Here is a 16,563-nt window from a genome sequence, read left to right as displayed (position 1 = left end):
TTTTCGGTAAATTAAGATATATGAACGAGCAAGGATTAACAAGAAAGTTTAAAATGGATAATTATCTAACAAAGGTAAAAAAAATAGATAAGTTGTTATAAATATAATCTATTATTTCCAACAATTAAATATAATGATATAAAAAAAGTAACCAACTTAATTATTATTTATTAACATAAAATGTTAAATAAGTTAATAGAAAGTATGGTTACTTTTTTATTAAATAAAAAGTTTTGATTAAATTTGATTTAAAACGTTTGGACTTTCAAAAATTTCTTCGCTAAATTCTTTCTCACTTTTAGCAACTAAAGTTGCTGCAACTCCAGTACCAACGACATTAATCATTGTTCGTGCCATATCAACTAATGGATCAACTGCAATAACTAATGCAATTCCTTCTGGTGGAAGACCAAGGGAGGCAAGGGTTACGGTTGCTGCAATAGTTGCAATACCAGGAACGCCGGCTATACCAATTGAGGCAATAACTGTTGTTACAACAAGTAAGATTGCATGAACAAACGTAAACTCAATGTTATATGCATTTGCAGTAATCACCGCAAGCATTGCAGGAAATATTGCCCCACATGCATTTAATCCAACATTAGCGCCAACTGGACCTACAAAGTTTGCAATATTAGGACTAACCCCAACATTTTCTTCTAAAGTCTTAATTGTAACTGGCATAGTTCCATAACTACTTTGAGTAGTAAAAGCAACTGTCATTGCTGGATAGAAGTTTTTAATCCATTTTATTGGATTTACTTTATTTGCTGCAAGTAATCCCATTTGAACAAAAACAAAATGGAATAACATTGCGCCATGAATTAGTAAAATATAGAAACCTAATTGTTTAAGTGTTTCAAAATTGTTTCTAGAAGTAGCATAGGCGATAAATGCAAATACTGCGTATGGAGTTAACTTAATAACAAACTTTGTAATTCTAGTCATTAACTGATTTAAAGCATTGTTAAAGTTAATGAATGGCTCAACTCTTTCTTTATTTCTTTTTCGTTCAATAATAAAGGCAACTGATATAAAAATTGCAAAAACAACAACCGGAATAATCACATTTGTTGATAATGCTTGGAAAATATTATTTGGGAAGAATCCTAAAATAACATTTTCAATTGGTTCAATTGGTCTAACTGTTGTTCCCGGTTCTGTAACAAAACCTGTTCCAAGTTTTGGAATATATGCGAACAAGAAACCAACTATTGTCGCAATTGCTGTTGTAAATAAAAGCCAGAAAAGTGTTTTTAAACCAATTCTTTTAAGTTTATTAGTATCTTCTAGACTTGTAAAACTCTTTATAATTGCTGTAAACACAAGAGGTACTACAACCATTTGTATTAACCTTAAATATAAATTACCAATTGGTCTTATAGTTGCAATAATGGTAGTAGTATTCCCATTATAGATAGTAGTAGTTTTACCAAGTGTTAAACCGACTAAAGCACCAAGTAATAAACCAGTTAGTATTCTTAAACTAAACTTTACTTTTTTCTTTCCCATAAAAAAGATTAAAGCAATAATAAGTATTGTAGCAAGATATAAAACACCTTTTTGCCACGAATCTATTTTGTAATTATCAAACATTTATTAACCCTCCTAATATATTAATCTATCTAATTTTACTACTAATATCTAAAAAGATAAAATGATATGAATAAAAAAAGGCTAAAAAGCCTTTTTTGTCTTATTTTAAGATTTCAAAATATAAATTGTGATATTCTTTTGCCATACTTAAAATATCATTATCAATTTTCATACCGTTACTAATTATATTATTGAAGTGTTCTTTCTCATTATTATAGTAGTAAACTGCAAGATCAATCGCCTCACTAAATTCTTTAGCATCAAAGTTTTCAAAAGTAAAACCAGTTCCACTACTTGTTGCTTTATCATATGAGGTAACAGTATCTTTTAGTCCACCAGTTTCTCTAACAAGTGGAATAGTACCATAACGCATTGCAATCATTTGATTTAATCCACTTGCCTCATATAAGCTAGGCATTAATAAAAGATCACTTGATGCATAAATCTTTTGACTTAATTTATGCTTAAACCCTTCAAAATATCTAAAGTTATCTGGATATTTTAAAGCAAGTTCAGCGAAGTAAGTTTCATATTGATAATCACCTTGTCCATTAACTACAAAATAAAATTCATCATTAGTTAAGTATTTATCAATAACAGAAGTAATTAAATCAATTCCTTTTTGTTTACCAAATTTACCAATATAACTTACTAACATTTTATTTGTATCCCTAAATCCTAATTCTTCGTATAAATTCTGTTTGTTAATTTTTTTACCCTCTGTAAAAGTATCAATATTATAATTTTTAAAAATATAAGGATCAAGTTCTGGATTATATAACTCAAAGTCTAATCCATTTTGAATTCCCCTCAAGTCTAACTGTCTAGATTTTAGGGCACCATCTAAACTAAAGCCAAAAAACTTAGTAAGCATTTCTGAACGATACGAATGACTTACCGTATTTATTTTACTTGAACGCATGATTCCAGTTTTTAAGAAGTTAATATTATCAATATGAAGATAAGTAAAGTTTTTCTTAGTAAATAAATGCTCATAAGTCTTTGGATAAGCACCTTGTTTTTCTAGGTTGTGAATAGTAAGAAGTGTCTTAATATTTTCATAACCTAATTTTTCTTTATAAAATGAATCTAAGAAATATGGTAAAAGTGCATTAGTCCAATCATTTAAATGAATGATATCAGGATAGTATTTTATTAAGTCAATAAGTTCTAAAATTGCAAGATTGAAAAACATAAATCTTTTAATATCATCATCATGGTCAAAGAATTTAACTCGGTTAAAGAAACTATGTTCAATAAAATAATAATTAACGCCATCTCGCGATGTTTTATAATAATTTGCAATTTCATCCATGTTATCTAAAACAATAGTTTTAGAACCAACAAATTGCATTTCGCTACTATATTCATCTTTTACAACTTGATGATAGGGAGTAACAACATTAACAACTGTATTTAATTTATTTAAAGCTTTTGGTAGTGATGCAGAAAAGTCTGCAACTCCACCGGCCTTACTAAATGGGTAGACCTCTGGACTACAAAAAAGTATTTTCATTTATTTATCACCTATTTTTATTATATCAAAATTTACCATATTTTAACATAGTTGAGGACAAAATGATATTAGAATGATTAGATACTTTCAAATTTACTTAAAACTTCAGTCACTGTTAATTTTTCTTTTGCACTACCAGAAACATCTAAAACAATTTTTCCGTCCTTAAACATTATAACTCTATTACCATATTTGATAGCATCACTAATATTATGAGTAATCATAATAGTTGGGATATTTTGGTCTAAAACAATTTTTTTAGTTAACTCTAAAACAATATTTGCAGTTTTAGGATCTAAGGCTGCAGTATGTTCATCTAGAAGCAGAAGTTTTGGTTTTTTAAGTGTTGCCATTAAAAGTGTAATTGCTTGTCTTTGACCACCGGATAAAAATTTAATTTTTTGGCTCAAATTATTTTCAATTCCTAAGTCTAAATTTTTAACCATTTCATAAAAATACTCTTCGTCGTTTTTATTAAAAACCCATTTTAGTTTACGTTTCTCACCCTTTTTATTTGCCAGATATAAATTTTCTAAAACAGACATATCACCAGCAGTACCAATTAATGGATCTTGGAAAACTCTACCAATTAAACTTGCTCGCTTAAATTCTTTCAGATTAGTTATATCAGTATTATCTAATAAGATAGTCCCACTATCTGGTGTATATAATCCGCATATAGTATTAAAAAATGTTGACTTACCTGAGCCATTACTACCAATAATAGTAACAAAATCATCTTTATTTATAGTAACACTGACATCATTTAGGGCAACTTTTCTCAAATCTTCTGCCATATCAGAATTAAATACTTTATATAAATTATTTATCTCAAGCATTAACTTCACCACGTTTCTTTATAGAGTTTTTATACCAAGTTTTTATTACCGGATTAGCAAGAACTACGGCAATTAAAATTGCTTGTAATAATTTTAGGTTGTTTGCTGAAAATCCTAAGTAAATAGCAATTCCAATAATTAATTGAAAGACAATACTACCTAAAATAACAGCTATTAACCATCTTTTAAATGTGGTCTTTCCAAATAATATTTCTCCTAATATAATTGATGCAAGACCAACGACAATTGTTCCTCTACCGATATCCATATTACTTGATCTAAAACTTTGTACATATAAAGCACCAGTCAAGGCAATTAATCCATTTGATATTGCAAGGCCAACAATTATCATTTTATCAGTATTTATTCCCTGTGCTTTAGCCATTTGAATATTATTTCCACTTGCTCTAAGTGCCATGCCAAATTCAGTCCCAAAAAACCAGTAAAGGCATAAAAATATTATGCCGTTTATAAGAAGTGTTGTGATAAACTTAGTTAAAAACTTAACAGTTGCAATATTTTCTATTTTAAGTACATTACTAAAAAACATTTCTAAGGGATTAAAAATTGTTGGAAGATCGCCGATATACAAACTAGCACCTTTCATGATCATTAAGTTAATTGAATAAAGTGCAGTCATGCTAATAATCCCTGCTAAAATACTTGGAATCTTAAATTTAACATTTAATAAACCAGTAGTAATACCAGCTAAGGCCCCACCAATAACTGCAAAGATAATGGCAAAGATATAATTGTTTAAAAAACCAATATTATTATTTAACATAACACTTGCTGTAATACTTGTTCCAAGAACAATACTACCTTCAACCGTTAAATCTGCAAAATCTAACATTCTAAAGGAGATAAAAACTCCAATCGCTAAAACTGACCAAATAAGACCAGTTTCTAAGGCATCAGTTAATATGTATAATAATTCCATAACTATTCAAAAATAATATCAGCTCTATCTAATAATAAAGCATCTATTTCAAGTTTTAATATTTCAATTAAACTTGTTTTATTAATTGCTAATTCTAATTTTTCAATCATCTCAACATCAATTTCTTTTATATCTTTACCATTTAAGATATCAACAGCCATTAAGCCTGTTTGAATTCCTAGATTTTTATAACTAAGACCTAGAGTAATCCCAGCACCTTCTCTAACTTGGAAAGTAGTAGATGCAATAATAGGAACTTGGTAGCTTGCTTTTGCAATATTTAGTTCATTTAACTGACCAATATTACTTGAAAGTAAGTTATCGCTTGGAATATAGATTGCATCAACCTTATCATTAACTACTAAACTATTAAAAATTGGTGCTAAGTCACCGATTGTACTAATAGTTTTTGTAATTGCTGATAAACCTAATTTTTGTGCTTCCATACTTGCTATATCTGCTTGAGCTTTTGAATTTGTTTCAGATGCTGTATAAATAATACCAATTTTTTTTGCATCTGGCTTTAACTCTTTAACTAATTCAATTTGTCTGTCAATTGGTGTTAAATCAGAAGTACCTGTTATATTTGAACCATGATTTTCTAAACTATTAACTAATTTTGCATCAACTGGATCTGTTACTGCAGTAAATAACACTTTAGTATTTTTCCCTTGTTCTTTAACTTCATTAACAATTGCTAGTGCTGCAGGAGTAGCAATAGCTAAGATAAGATCATTTGAACGTACTAATTTTTTTGCTTGTAACTGCATAACATTATTATCTGCCTGTGGATTTAGAATTGTTAGTTTGATATTTACATTATCCTTAAAGCCATTTTCTTCTAAAGCTTTAATAAAACCAATTCTTGCATCATCTAAATCTTCGTGAGATACATATTGCAAGATCCCAATCTTAATTAAACCATCACTCTTACAGCTGATAAGTGTTATTGCACTTATCATAATTAATAATCCCAAAAATATTTTTTTCATATTTGTCCTCTTTTCTTTTAAAATAAAAAAATGTATTATTCATAGGAATAACACATTCATTAATTTAAATTAATTTATTTGGTGTGTTATTACTATATCAAACAGATATTATAACAACACGGTAATACTAAAAAACCAGTGTTAAATCATAATATCTCCCTGGTAATAGTAATAATAATAAACTTGTGTTTGTAAATTTTTATTAAACATAAGTTACACCTCAATCTTTTGGTTAGGGGTATTATAACATAAAAAAAATAACTAGACAACACTAAATAATCTTTAATGAAAATTGTTTCAATATTATCATTTTAATAATAATAAATCTATATTTTGAGATATAAGGTTAAATTAACTTATTTTATTGATAATGAAAATCTATTATGATATAATAATTCGTAGTAATATCTAGGAGGATTAACATGGCTAAAAAGAATAAATATAGCAAAGTAAAACCTAAAGTTAGCCCAATTACTTTAATAATAATTGGCTTAGTATTTATAGGTTTAGGATTAACAATAGTATTTTCAATAGATACACCAAGTGAAAGATTTAAAAAAATATTTAATGATGAAGAAGGTTTATATGAAATAAGCAACTTCAAAAAAGTAAATAAAAAAGTAACAAACGAAGAATCATTAGTTGTAGTATTTAACATTGGATCAAGCGGTGAACAACAAACATCACCAGCACCAGTTATTAAAGAATTAATGGAAGTTGCAAAAGGCAACGAGCTATATACAAATTATAAATTTAATGATAAAGTTTCAAAAGTTTATTATGTAGAACCAAAAGCAAAAGAAACAGAAGCATTAGCAGAATTCTTTAAAGAACATGAAGTGAAAAACATTTCAACTAATCCAGTTGTTTTATATTTTGAAAAGGGTGAGTTAAAAGCTCAGTATATAGCAAAAGAATATCCTGAAATCATTAATGAAGATAAAGAAAAAGCAACACTTATTCAAAACATTAGAAATTTCTTAGAGGCAATGGATAAAGAGAAAAAATAAAAGCACTTTGTGCTTTTTTTAAATTATTGTGAGGTATAGATATGGTAGAACAAATTAAAAATCAAATTAAAGAAATAATTGAAAATAAATATGAAATAACTAATTTAGTAGTTGAAGACGGTAAAATAGATAATGTAGATATCTCAGTACCGCTTTTTGCTATTAGTAAAAATCTAAGAAAGAACCCAAAACTTATTTTTGATGAAATAAGTCCTCTTCTTGAACTAAAAGAAATAAAAGAGATTGTTTTTTTAAATGGATTTTTAAATATAAATTTAAATAGAGAAGCAATTAGCGAGAATGTAATTAAGAAAGTATTAGCAGAAAAAACATCTTTTGGTAATAGCAATTACAATAAGGATGAAGTTGTAGTTATTGATTACTCATCACCAAATATAGCAAAAAGTTTTGGTCTAGGTCATATTAGATCAACAATGATTGGTAATGCAATTAAAAACTTATATTTAAAAACTGGTGCTAAAGTTATCGGTATTAATCATTTGGGTGACTGGGGAACCCAGTTTGGAAAAATGATTGTTGCCTATAAAAAATGGGGTAAAAAAGAAGAAGTTGAAAAAAATCCGATTGCTGAATTACAAAAACTTTATGTAAGATTTCATGATGAAGCAAAAGAAAATGAAAATTTAGAACAAGAAGGAAGAGACGCATTTAGAAAGTTAGAATTAAATGATCCTGAAATGGTAGAACTTTGGACTTGGTTTAGAGAAGAATCATTAAAAGAATTTATGGAAATATATGACACACTTAAAGTATCATTTGATTCATATGCAGGTGAAGCATTTTACAATGACAAGATGGATGATGTAGTTTTAGAACTTGAAAATAAAAACTTATTAAAAGTTGACGATGGAGCAACTATCGTCGATTTAGAAGAGTTTAATCTTCCACCAGCATTAATTAAAAGAAGTGATGGTGCAACACTCTACATGACAAGAGATCTTGCAGCATTATTTTACCGATTAAAAACATATAAATTTACTAGAGCAATTTATGTTGTTGGTAATGAACAAAAACTTCATTTTGAACAATTAAAATCAATTACTAAGCTTATGGGCTATAACTTAGATATAGAACATGTTGGATTTGGTTTATTAATGGTTGATGGTAAGAAGATGTCAACTAGAGGTGGTAAATTTAAACGTCTAGAAGATATTATTACTCAAATTGTAAGTGATGCTAATGTTGCTATTACTGAAAAAAATCCTAATTTAAAAAATAAGGAAGAAGTAAGCAAAGCAGTTGGTATAGGTGCGATTATCTTTAATGACTTAAAAAATGAAAGAAACTTAAATGTTGATTTCAATTTAGAAAACATGCTTAAATTTGAAGGTCAAACAGGACCTTATATCCAATATAGTAGTGTTAGAATTACTTCAATCTTAAAAGATCAAAAAATAGATTTAGATAAAATTGACTATAGTTATTTTAACCAAGATCATTATTACAATGCAGTTAAAACAATTGCAAATTTCCCGAAAATTGTTGAAAGAGCAACAGAATCTAGAAATCCAAGTGTAATTGCTAAGTATTTATTAGATCTTGCCTCACAATTTAATCATTTCTATGGTAAACAAAAAATTGTCGTAGAAGATATTAGACACTTAAATACAAATTTAAGTTTAATATCAAGTATTAGAGATATATTAGATGAAGGAATGCGTATCTTAGGCATAACTTCACTTAAAGAAATGTGATAAAAGATGAAAAACTTTACAATAAAAACCTTAAATGGGATGGCATATGGCCTATTTGCTACATTAATTGTTGCAGTTATTTTTCAACAAGTAGGAAATATCTTTAAAATAGAATTTTTAAGTAAAGACTTATATAATTTATTATCAGGCTTAATGGGAGTGGGTATTGCTCTTGGGATTGGTATTGTACTAAAAAAAGAAGGACTATACTTAGTAATGATTGCAGTAATTGGTGCAATTTCAACTAAATTTAATTTTAATATAAGTCCAGTTTCAATTACATCAACAACAGGACCAGGTAATCCATTAACTGCATATTTTGTAACAATATTTTCTATATTAATATTAGATAAAATATTAGTTAGAAAAACACCAGTTGATATTATCTTAATTCCAATACTTTCAATTACACTTGCAGTAATATTAACTCTAATCTTATCATTCCCACTAAATTATATTAATACATTAATAAGTAGAATGATTGATCAAGCAACAAAAGTAGCACCATTACCTATGGTAATAATAATCAGTGTCTCAATGGGTATGATACTAACTGCTCCAATTTCAAGTGCAGCAATTGCATTTGCTATTGGTTTAAATGGAATTGCTGCAGGAGCTGCTGTTGTTGGAACATCAATTCAAATGATAGGCTTTGCAATTCAATCAAGAAGAGATAACAAAATTGGTGAAGTAATCTCAATTGGTATTGGAACATCAATGCTTCAATTTAAAAATATCTTAAAAAAACCAATTATTTGGTTACCAACTATCTTAAGTTCAGCAATTGTTGCCCCAATTATCTATCTTATTAACAAACCATCTGGTGGTTTTATCAGTAATCAAGCAGGAGCAGGAATGGGAACATCAGGCTTAGTTGGACCACTTCAGACACTACAGTCTATGAATTATAGTTTAATGTCATTTATTAGTATAATAATTATTATCTTTATTGGTGGACTTTTAACCTATATATTTGATAGAATATTAGTAAGTAAAGGATTAATCGTTAAAGGCGACCTTAGTTTGGTATAAGCTTAATAGGAGGGAATTATGAAAGAGAAAGTATTAAATAATGCAGTAGGAAAATTAATTAGAACAATAGGATTTTTTGTAATCTTTATATCAGCAGCATTACTTGCACTAATTTACTTAAAGAGTTTAAATGTTGCAGCAATTAATAATCAAATTATTCCGGTATTAGACTTTATAGAGAGAGATATTCCATTCTTATTTGATTATCTTCTAACATTTTTAGTTGGTGGATTTATCTTATTATTATGGACACAATCAAATAATTATTTTACAAGAATATTTGTAACTTTACTAGCATTAGTTGGAGTTGTTACACATGATAGTATCAGTACTAATAATATTTTAATAATTGATTTAGAAATAAAATTCTTAAATGATTTACTAGTTAAATATGATTGGTTAACATTTGCAATATTTGCAGGAGCAATGTTATCTGTTTATTTCTTATTAGGATTTAAACGACCAAAAAGAATTTCAACAAATATTATTTCATCTGCCTTATTTATTTTATTAATTGCAGTAGTTGTTCAAATGTTACCAGGAATCATAGGGTTAGAAAATTGGACTACAGGAAAAGTATATGGTTATATTTTAAATGGCTTATATTCATTAGGATTTATAACTGTAACAGTTGGTGCAGCATTTGGTACATTAGGATTTTTTAGATCATAAATTATAATAAAAGGACTTTAAATTTTTAAAGTCCTTTTTTATTTGATATAAAATTATAATATTGGTGAAAATCCTCTAAAGACTGCTTGAAGAAACCTAACACTATGTGAATCTTTTCTAAGTGATTCTACTGATTCAAAACTAGAATTTAAAATTGAATTATTAATATAATCCTTAATATCTGTAACAGTTTTTGAATTAAACAAATAAATATTATTTTCAAAATGAAGATATAAACTTCTAAAATCTAAGTTAGTTGTGCCAATGATTGCTTTGTTATTGTCAAATACATATAACTTAGCATGAATAAATCCGTCATACTTATAAATTTCAATTCCATATTTAGCAAGCTCCAAGGCATATGATTCTGTAACTAGATAGACGATCTTTTTATCAGGAACTTTAGGAATTACAATTTTTACTTTAACTCCTGATTTTGCTGCCATTTTAAGTGATAATAAGAACTCACTATCTAAAATAAGATAAGGAGAAGTAATAAGTATTTCATGTTTAGCCTCACCAATTAGATAGAGTAACATACTTTTTGTTATTTGCTTATTCTCAATTGGATTATCTGCAAATGGGGCGATAACTTCCTCAGATTCAACGCTATAATCAATTTTATAGTCTAAGTAATTAATATTTTCTTTTGTAATAAAATTCCAGTTTTCTAAAAATGTTAGTGTAAGACTCCAAACAGCGCGTCCTTCAATTCTAATTGCACTATCTTGCCAGTGGCCAAATCTAGTTACTTTATTAATATATTCATCACCAATATTAACACCACCAGTAAATCCTACTTTATTATCAATGACAACAATTTTTCTGTGACTACGATAGTTATTACCAAAGTTAATATGGAAACTCATGGGATTAAATGCATAAGCAATAATTCCATATTTTTTTAATGTCTTTTTAAAGTTTAAAGGCAATCTATCAGCACTACCTAAATCATCATAGATTAGCTTAACCTTAACACCTTCTTTAGCTTTTTCAATTAACACATTCATTATTTGCTCAAACATATAGCCTTTACTAATAATAAAATATTCCATTAATATAAATTCTTTAGCTTCTTTTAAGTCTTTTAAGAGTTGTTCTAATTTTTCTTCACCTGAAGCTAAAAACATTGAAGTAGTATTTCTATAATAACGCCAACCATTCTTATTTAAATAATTAATTTCTTTAAATTGTAATTTATTTGGAACTTCCATTAATAAATCTTTGCGATCTGAAATGATTGAGTGAAACTTATTTTTATATTTAGGCTTAATATTATTTCTATAGTATAAGATATAAAAGAAAGTACCAAAAATTGGTGTCACTAAAATTGGTATTAACCATGCTATTTTGTATTCTGGATTAATATCGCTAGTAGTTATTTTAAGGACAATAAAGAATGCTACAATATTTAAAAATACGTTTAAATATATTCCAATTAAATCATCATTAACAAGATTATGAAGAATAAAACCTAAAAAGACCAATTGTATTAAAACTATAAGTCCAATTGAAAACATCTTACTAGTTAAAAACTTTAATATTTTTCGCATCTAAGCCTCCATTTTTTTAAATATAATCTCATTTTCACTTGAAAGTATATTACAATAACTAAACCCCTCTAATTTAATATCTTTTATTTTTTCAATACATTTTAAATCATTATTAAGTAAATGATTAGCCATTAAACCACGCATCTTTTTAAGCATCATTGATCCTGCTGTTATTTTACCATTTTTTTCCCAAACAAAATTAATAGTATACATATTAGAATATTTATTAGTTATTAACTTTGAATATTCTTTTGATGCTAAATTAATAATTATTTTATCCTTTAGTAGGTCTAGTTTGCTATTTATATCATTACTCCAGTAGTTATATAGTGATTCATCTAAAACTTTATCATTAATGTCTAAGCGGTATTTACTAATTGGATCTAGGGCATTTAATAAGCCATAAAGACCTGATAAAATGTAAACTTTTTTTAATTTATTTTCAGGAATTGATAAGGCATCTAAATATTTAAAAGCAGTACCACCATATAAATAGATTGCTGTTAAATTATTATTGAAATTTTGGTAGTAATCAAATGTCTCACTTGCAATTTTTTCTGATATATTCATTTTTTTAATTAAATCATCTTTTGATAATTTATTAATAATATTTAAAAGATTTACTGTTTTATCATTTAATTTATTATTTTTGTTTGATTCAACCAAATTATTAGTAAATGTCTTACTTGGTGATAGTAATATTATCATTAAATCATCCTTCCTTATTAATATTATACCAAAAGAGTAATAAAAATGATAAAATATAACAAGGAGTTGATTTTAATGAATGATAGAAAACTAAACCTTTTAATGGATTTTTATGAACTTACAATGTCATATGGCTATTTTAATGATAATAGACACCTAGACATTGCAGTATTTGATGTCTTTTTTAGACAAATACCTGATAAAGGTGGCTATGCAGTAATGGCTGGTTTAGAACAGGTAATTACATATTTAGAAAATCTTTCTTTTGATGAAAGTGAAATAAAATTACTGAGAAACAAAAATATATTTAGTGAACAATTTTTAGAGTTTTTAAAAAACTTTAAATTTAGCTCAGATATTTACGCAATGAAAGAAGGAACACCAATCTTTCCTCATGAGCCAATCTTAGTTGTTAAAGGACCGCTTATTGAATGCCAGTTAATTGAAACAATGGTATTACTTACAATAAACCATCAATCTTTAATTGCTACAAAAGCATCGAGAATAGTTAACCAAGCAAAAGGAAGAACTGTGATGGAATTTGGAGCAAGAAGAGCACATGGTTATGATGCTTCAATTTATGGGGCACGTGCTGCATATATTTCAGGAGTAACTGGAACAAGTAACACATATGCTGAATACTTATACGGAATTCCAGCACTTGGAACAATGGCTCATAGTTATATTCAAAGTTATAAAACAGAATATGAAGCATTTTTATCTTATGCTAAGACTTTTCCAGATGCAACATCATTATTAGTTGATACTTATGACACTTTAAAACAAGGTATACCTAATGCGATTAAATTGCATAATGAGTATTTAAAACCAAGAGGACATTACCTAAGTTCAATTAGAATAGATAGTGGAGATCTTACATATTTAAGTAAAAAGGCAAGAGCAATGTTGGATGAAGCAGGATTAACTAAAACTAAGATTATTGTATCAAACTCACTTGATGAATACTTAATTAAAGAATTAATTCATCAAGGGGCACAAATTGATTCATTTGGGGTTGGTGAGAGATTAGTAACTGCTAGAAGTGAAGCTGTTTTTGGTGGAGTCTTTAAGTTATCAGCAATTACAGAAAATAATATTTTAGTACCTAAAATTAAGTTGAGTGAAAATGTTGCTAAAACTACAATTCCTGGCTTTAAACAGGTTTACCGTTTCTTTGATGAAAACAATATGGCGATGGCAGATGTTATTACAATGTTTGATGAAGAAATTAATGGAAATGAAGAATATGTATTATTCCATCCAGAATATACATATAAGAAAAAAACAGTTATTAACTTTAAGCCAGTAAAACTTTTAGTACCGATCTTTTTAGGTGGTAAATTAGTTTATGATAAACCAAGCTTAGAAGAAATAAGAAGTTATCATAAAGAACAAATGGATTCAATGTGGGATGAGGTAAAAAGACTTGAACAACCTCACCAATACTATGTAGATTATTCACAAAAACTATGGGATTTAAAAACAAGTTTAATTACTAAATATCGTACAAAGGAAAAAAACAATGAGTAATATTGAAGTAGTTTTATATAACCCTGAAATTCCACAAAATACAGGAAATATTATGCGCACATGTGTGGCTTTAGGACTTAAACTACACTTAATTGAACCGATGGGATTTAAAATAGATGATACAAAACTTAGAAGAAGTGCTGTTGATTATTATGATAAAATAAATTATGAAATTCATAGTTCTTTTAATGAATTTAGTAAGAAAAATCAAGGCATTTATTACTTTCTAACAAGATATGGTAATAAGAATTATACAAATATTAATTTTAATGTAGATGATAAGATTTATGTTATTTTTGGTAGTGAATCATACGGCATTGATAGAAGTCTGCTTGCCGAAAATATTGATAACTGCTTTAGAATTCCAACAACTAAAGATGTTAGAAGTTTAAACTTATCAAACTCTGCAGCAATAGTTCTTTATGAAGGAATGCGTCAAAAGGGATTTCCTGAATTAGAATTTAATGAACCAGAATCACTGAAAGGAAAAGATTTTTTAAAATCTTATGTAAAATAATATGAAAGAAAATGGAAAACAAACACTTGGTGAAGAAATAGCAAATGCTATTAGCCATGGTCTAATGGCGATATTTGGTATCGTAGGGATGATTTTACTAATCATTAAGGCAAATACAACTGTAGAAGTAATAGCGGCTGTAATCTTTGGTTTTGGGATGATTTTACTTTATTTAATGAGTACTTTGTTTCATGCCTTAAAAGAAGGACGTGCTAAGAATTTATTTCAAAGATTTGATCATCTATCAATCTATATTTTAATTGGAGGAACGTTTGCTCCTGCATTATTATTACTAGAAGGACTAAGAGAACCTTTATTTGAAGGATTTATCTCAAAAGGATTAACATTATTTATTATTCAGTGGACTTTAATTTTAGTAGGTGTAATATTTAAGTCAATTTGGATTAAGAAATTTGCTAAACTCCATATTTTTATTTATTTACTTATGGGGTGGAGCGCACTAACATTTATTGGAGTATTACTAGAATCAAGTAAAGAAGCATTCTTATTAATTTTACTTGGAGGAATAGCATATTCAATTGGCGTAATATTTTATTCACTAGGAAAAATTAAATATTTTCACTTTATTTGGCATATTTTTACTGCACTAGGAACTATACTTCAATTCCTTGCAATTTACAACTATATATATTAAAATAGTAAAGACGTTATTAGAAGGAAGGTATTAAAATGAAAATTATCGCGATTAATGCTGGAAGTTCATCACTTAAATTTCAGTTATTAAAAATGCCACAAGAAGAAGTTATTGCTTCAGGATTAGTGGAAAAAATCGGCTCAGAAGATGCTGGATTTACAATCAAATATAATGGATCTAAAGATTCAAAAGTACTTAATATTCCTAATCATGGAGTTGCAGTTAAATTATTGCTAGATGGTTTAATTGAACATGAGATTATTAAAACAATCGATGAAATTGAAGGAGTAGGACATAGAGTTGTTCAAGGTGGAGAAGTTTTTAATGAATCGGCTGAATTAAACAATGTAACTATTGCTGCAATTGAATCACTTGCATCACTTGCACCACTTCATAATAAAGCACACGTTATTGGAATGCGTGAATTTAAAAAAGTATTACCAAACGTATTACAACTTGCTGTATTTGATACAACATTCCACCAAACAATGGAAGAAGAAGCATATCTATATGCAACTCCATATGAATGGTATGAAAAATATGGTGTAAGAAAATATGGATTCCACGGAACAAGTCATCAATATGTTTCAGAAGAAGCTATTAAATTATTAGATAATAAGAAAGATTCAAAAATTATTGTATGTCATATTGGTAATGGTGTATCTATTACTGCAATTAGAGATGGTAAGAGTATTGATACTTCAATGGGTCTTACCCCACTTGAAGGTGTTCCAATGGGAACTAGAACTGGAAATATTGATCCATCAGTTTTAGGATTAATTGCAGAACGTGAAGGTAAGTCATTAGAAGAATTACTAGACATCTTAAACAAACAATCAGGTTATCTTGGTGTATCAGGTATCTCAAATGATTCAAGAGATATTGCAAAAGCAGCACATGAAGGAAATCATCGTGCAAAACTTGCAATGCAATTACAAGCAAAAAGAATTGCAGATTACATTGGAAGTTACTACATTAGATTAAAAGGTTTAGATGCTATTGCATTTACTGCAGGAATTGGTGAAAACTCTAGCGAAGTTAGAAACTTAATCGTTGATCACTTAGAAGTATTAAATGTTAAATTAGATCAAAAATTAAATACTACACATGGTATAGTTGGTAATATTGCTTCAAAAGATAGTAGCGTAAAAGTATTTGTAATTCCTACTGATGAAGAAGTAATGATTGCAAGAGAAGTATATAGTAGACTATAAAATAATAAACATTGGTTAATTCCAATGTTTTTTTATTTAAACTATATCATTCTTTTGACATTCAAAATAATCTT

Annotated in this window: 15 protein-coding genes; 8 read left to right on the top strand and 7 right to left on the bottom strand. The window is 27.7% G+C overall.

Going from position 1 to position 16,563, the window contains the following annotated elements; translation table 11 throughout:
* Positions 1–237: 237 nt before the first annotated feature.
* The 5 genes from T352_RS0102425 to T352_RS0102405 form a co-directional block, all read right to left on the bottom strand.
* Positions 238–1,596 carry a dicarboxylate/amino acid:cation symporter gene (locus tag T352_RS0102425; RefSeq protein ID WP_051615756.1) on the bottom strand — a complete coding sequence of 453 codons (1,359 nt, stop codon included), beginning with the start codon at positions 1,594–1,596 and terminating at the stop codon, positions 238–240.
* A 100-nt stretch (positions 1,597–1,696) separates the two neighbouring features.
* Entirely contained in the window at positions 1,697–3,112 is a 1,416-nt protein-coding gene (locus T352_RS0102420) for a glycogen synthase (RefSeq protein ID WP_026391619.1), read from the bottom strand.
* A 77-nt stretch (positions 3,113–3,189) separates the two neighbouring features.
* The gene (locus T352_RS0102415; RefSeq protein ID WP_026391618.1) at positions 3,190–3,951 is read right to left on the bottom strand and encodes an ABC transporter ATP-binding protein; all 762 of its coding nucleotides are present in this window, start codon (positions 3,949–3,951) and stop codon (positions 3,190–3,192) included.
* Positions 3,944–4,891, bottom strand: a complete 948-nt coding sequence (locus tag T352_RS0102410) for an ABC transporter permease (protein WP_162151116.1) — start codon at positions 4,889–4,891, stop codon at positions 3,944–3,946. Before T352_RS0102410 ends, T352_RS0102415 begins: the two co-directional genes overlap by 8 nt.
* Positions 4,892–4,893: 2 nt before the next feature.
* A complete protein-coding gene (locus T352_RS0102405; protein ID WP_026391616.1) occupies positions 4,894–5,883 on the bottom strand; it encodes an ABC transporter substrate-binding protein in 990 nt (329 codons plus the stop codon).
* Between the two features lie 422 nt (positions 5,884–6,305).
* Here T352_RS0102405 and T352_RS0102400 point away from each other — a divergent pair, with 422 nt between their 5' ends.
* The 4 genes from T352_RS0102400 to T352_RS0102385 are packed head-to-tail and all read left to right on the top strand — an operon-like array spanning position 6,306 to position 10,312.
* Positions 6,306–6,893 (top strand): hypothetical protein, encoded by a 588-nt coding sequence (locus T352_RS0102400; protein ID WP_026391615.1) that lies wholly within the window; start codon positions 6,306–6,308, stop codon positions 6,891–6,893.
* 41 nt (positions 6,894–6,934) lie between these two features.
* Positions 6,935–8,608 (top strand): arginine--tRNA ligase, encoded by a 1,674-nt coding sequence (gene argS, locus T352_RS0102395; protein ID WP_162151115.1) that lies wholly within the window; start codon positions 6,935–6,937, stop codon positions 8,606–8,608.
* A 6-nt stretch (positions 8,609–8,614) separates the two neighbouring features.
* Positions 8,615–9,640 (top strand): PTS transporter subunit IIC, encoded by a 1,026-nt coding sequence (locus tag T352_RS0102390; RefSeq protein WP_026391613.1) that lies wholly within the window; start codon positions 8,615–8,617, stop codon positions 9,638–9,640.
* 18 nt (positions 9,641–9,658) lie between these two features.
* The gene (locus tag T352_RS0102385) at positions 9,659–10,312 is read left to right on the top strand and encodes a hypothetical protein (protein WP_026391612.1); all 654 of its coding nucleotides are present in this window, start codon (positions 9,659–9,661) and stop codon (positions 10,310–10,312) included.
* A gap of 53 nt (positions 10,313–10,365) precedes the next feature.
* Here the strand turns inward: T352_RS0102385 and cls are convergent, their stop codons facing one another.
* A complete protein-coding gene (gene cls, locus T352_RS0102380; protein ID WP_026391611.1) occupies positions 10,366–11,865 on the bottom strand; it encodes a cardiolipin synthase in 1,500 nt (499 codons plus the stop codon).
* Positions 11,866–12,573, bottom strand: a complete 708-nt coding sequence (locus T352_RS0102375) for a YaaA family protein (protein ID WP_026391610.1) — start codon at positions 12,571–12,573, stop codon at positions 11,866–11,868.
* Positions 12,574–12,648: 75 nt separating this feature from the next.
* On the opposite strand from T352_RS0102375, the gene T352_RS0102370 reads away from it, so the two are divergent.
* Genes T352_RS0102370 through T352_RS0102355 form a run of 4 tightly spaced genes read left to right on the top strand, consistent with a single transcriptional unit; the run spans position 12,649 to position 16,489 of the window.
* Positions 12,649–14,103: a nicotinate phosphoribosyltransferase gene (locus tag T352_RS0102370; RefSeq protein ID WP_026391609.1), complete on the top strand. Its 1,455-nt coding sequence runs from the start codon at positions 12,649–12,651 to the stop codon at positions 14,101–14,103.
* A complete protein-coding gene (locus T352_RS0102365) occupies positions 14,096–14,620 on the top strand; it encodes a tRNA (cytidine(34)-2'-O)-methyltransferase (RefSeq protein ID WP_026391608.1) in 525 nt (174 codons plus the stop codon). Before T352_RS0102370 ends, T352_RS0102365 begins: the two co-directional genes overlap by 8 nt.
* 1 nt (position 14,621) lies before the next feature.
* Entirely contained in the window at positions 14,622–15,275 is a 654-nt protein-coding gene (trhA, locus tag T352_RS0102360) for a PAQR family membrane homeostasis protein TrhA (protein ID WP_026391607.1), read from the top strand.
* Positions 15,276–15,310: 35 nt separating this feature from the next.
* Positions 15,311–16,489 carry an acetate/propionate family kinase gene (locus T352_RS0102355; RefSeq protein WP_026391606.1) on the top strand — a complete coding sequence of 393 codons (1,179 nt, stop codon included), beginning with the start codon at positions 15,311–15,313 and terminating at the stop codon, positions 16,487–16,489.
* Positions 16,490–16,563: the final 74 nt, after the last annotated feature.

Source organism: Haploplasma modicum ATCC 29102 (assembly GCF_000687835.1).
In the GTDB taxonomy this organism is placed as follows: domain Bacteria; phylum Bacillota_I; class Bacilli_A; order Acholeplasmatales; family Acholeplasmataceae; genus Haploplasma; species Haploplasma modicum.
The sequence above is the reverse complement of the archived record's forward strand: the minus strand, read 5'-3'. Positions and strand labels throughout refer to the sequence as shown.

Excerpts from the sequence above, each read along its gene's own strand:
- T352_RS0102410 (WP_162151116.1), bottom strand. The coding sequence starts at position 4,891 with ATGGAATTATTATACATATTAACTGATGCCTTAGAAACTGGTCTTATT.
- T352_RS0102385 (WP_026391612.1), top strand. The coding sequence starts at position 9,659 with ATGAAAGAGAAAGTATTAAATAATGCAGTAGGAAAATTAATTAGAACA.
- argS (WP_162151115.1), top strand. The coding sequence starts at position 6,935 with ATGGTAGAACAAATTAAAAATCAAATTAAAGAAATAATTGAAAATAAA.
- T352_RS0102375 (WP_026391610.1), bottom strand. The coding sequence starts at position 12,573 with ATGATAATATTACTATCACCAAGTAAGACATTTACTAATAATTTGGTT.
- T352_RS0102355 (WP_026391606.1), top strand. The coding sequence starts at position 15,311 with ATGAAAATTATCGCGATTAATGCTGGAAGTTCATCACTTAAATTTCAG.
- T352_RS0102400 (WP_026391615.1), top strand. The coding sequence starts at position 6,306 with ATGGCTAAAAAGAATAAATATAGCAAAGTAAAACCTAAAGTTAGCCCA.
- T352_RS0102390 (WP_026391613.1), top strand. The coding sequence starts at position 8,615 with ATGAAAAACTTTACAATAAAAACCTTAAATGGGATGGCATATGGCCTA.
- T352_RS0102365 (WP_026391608.1), top strand. The coding sequence starts at position 14,096 with ATGAGTAATATTGAAGTAGTTTTATATAACCCTGAAATTCCACAAAAT.
- T352_RS0102405 (WP_026391616.1), bottom strand. The coding sequence starts at position 5,883 with ATGAAAAAAATATTTTTGGGATTATTAATTATGATAAGTGCAATAACA.
- T352_RS0102415 (WP_026391618.1), bottom strand. The coding sequence starts at position 3,951 with ATGCTTGAGATAAATAATTTATATAAAGTATTTAATTCTGATATGGCA.
- cls (WP_026391611.1), bottom strand. The coding sequence starts at position 11,865 with ATGCGAAAAATATTAAAGTTTTTAACTAGTAAGATGTTTTCAATTGGA.
- T352_RS0102370 (WP_026391609.1), top strand. The coding sequence starts at position 12,649 with ATGAATGATAGAAAACTAAACCTTTTAATGGATTTTTATGAACTTACA.
- T352_RS0102420 (WP_026391619.1), bottom strand. The coding sequence starts at position 3,112 with ATGAAAATACTTTTTTGTAGTCCAGAGGTCTACCCATTTAGTAAGGCC.
- T352_RS0102425 (WP_051615756.1), bottom strand. The coding sequence starts at position 1,596 with ATGTTTGATAATTACAAAATAGATTCGTGGCAAAAAGGTGTTTTATAT.
- trhA (WP_026391607.1), top strand. The coding sequence starts at position 14,622 with ATGAAAGAAAATGGAAAACAAACACTTGGTGAAGAAATAGCAAATGCT.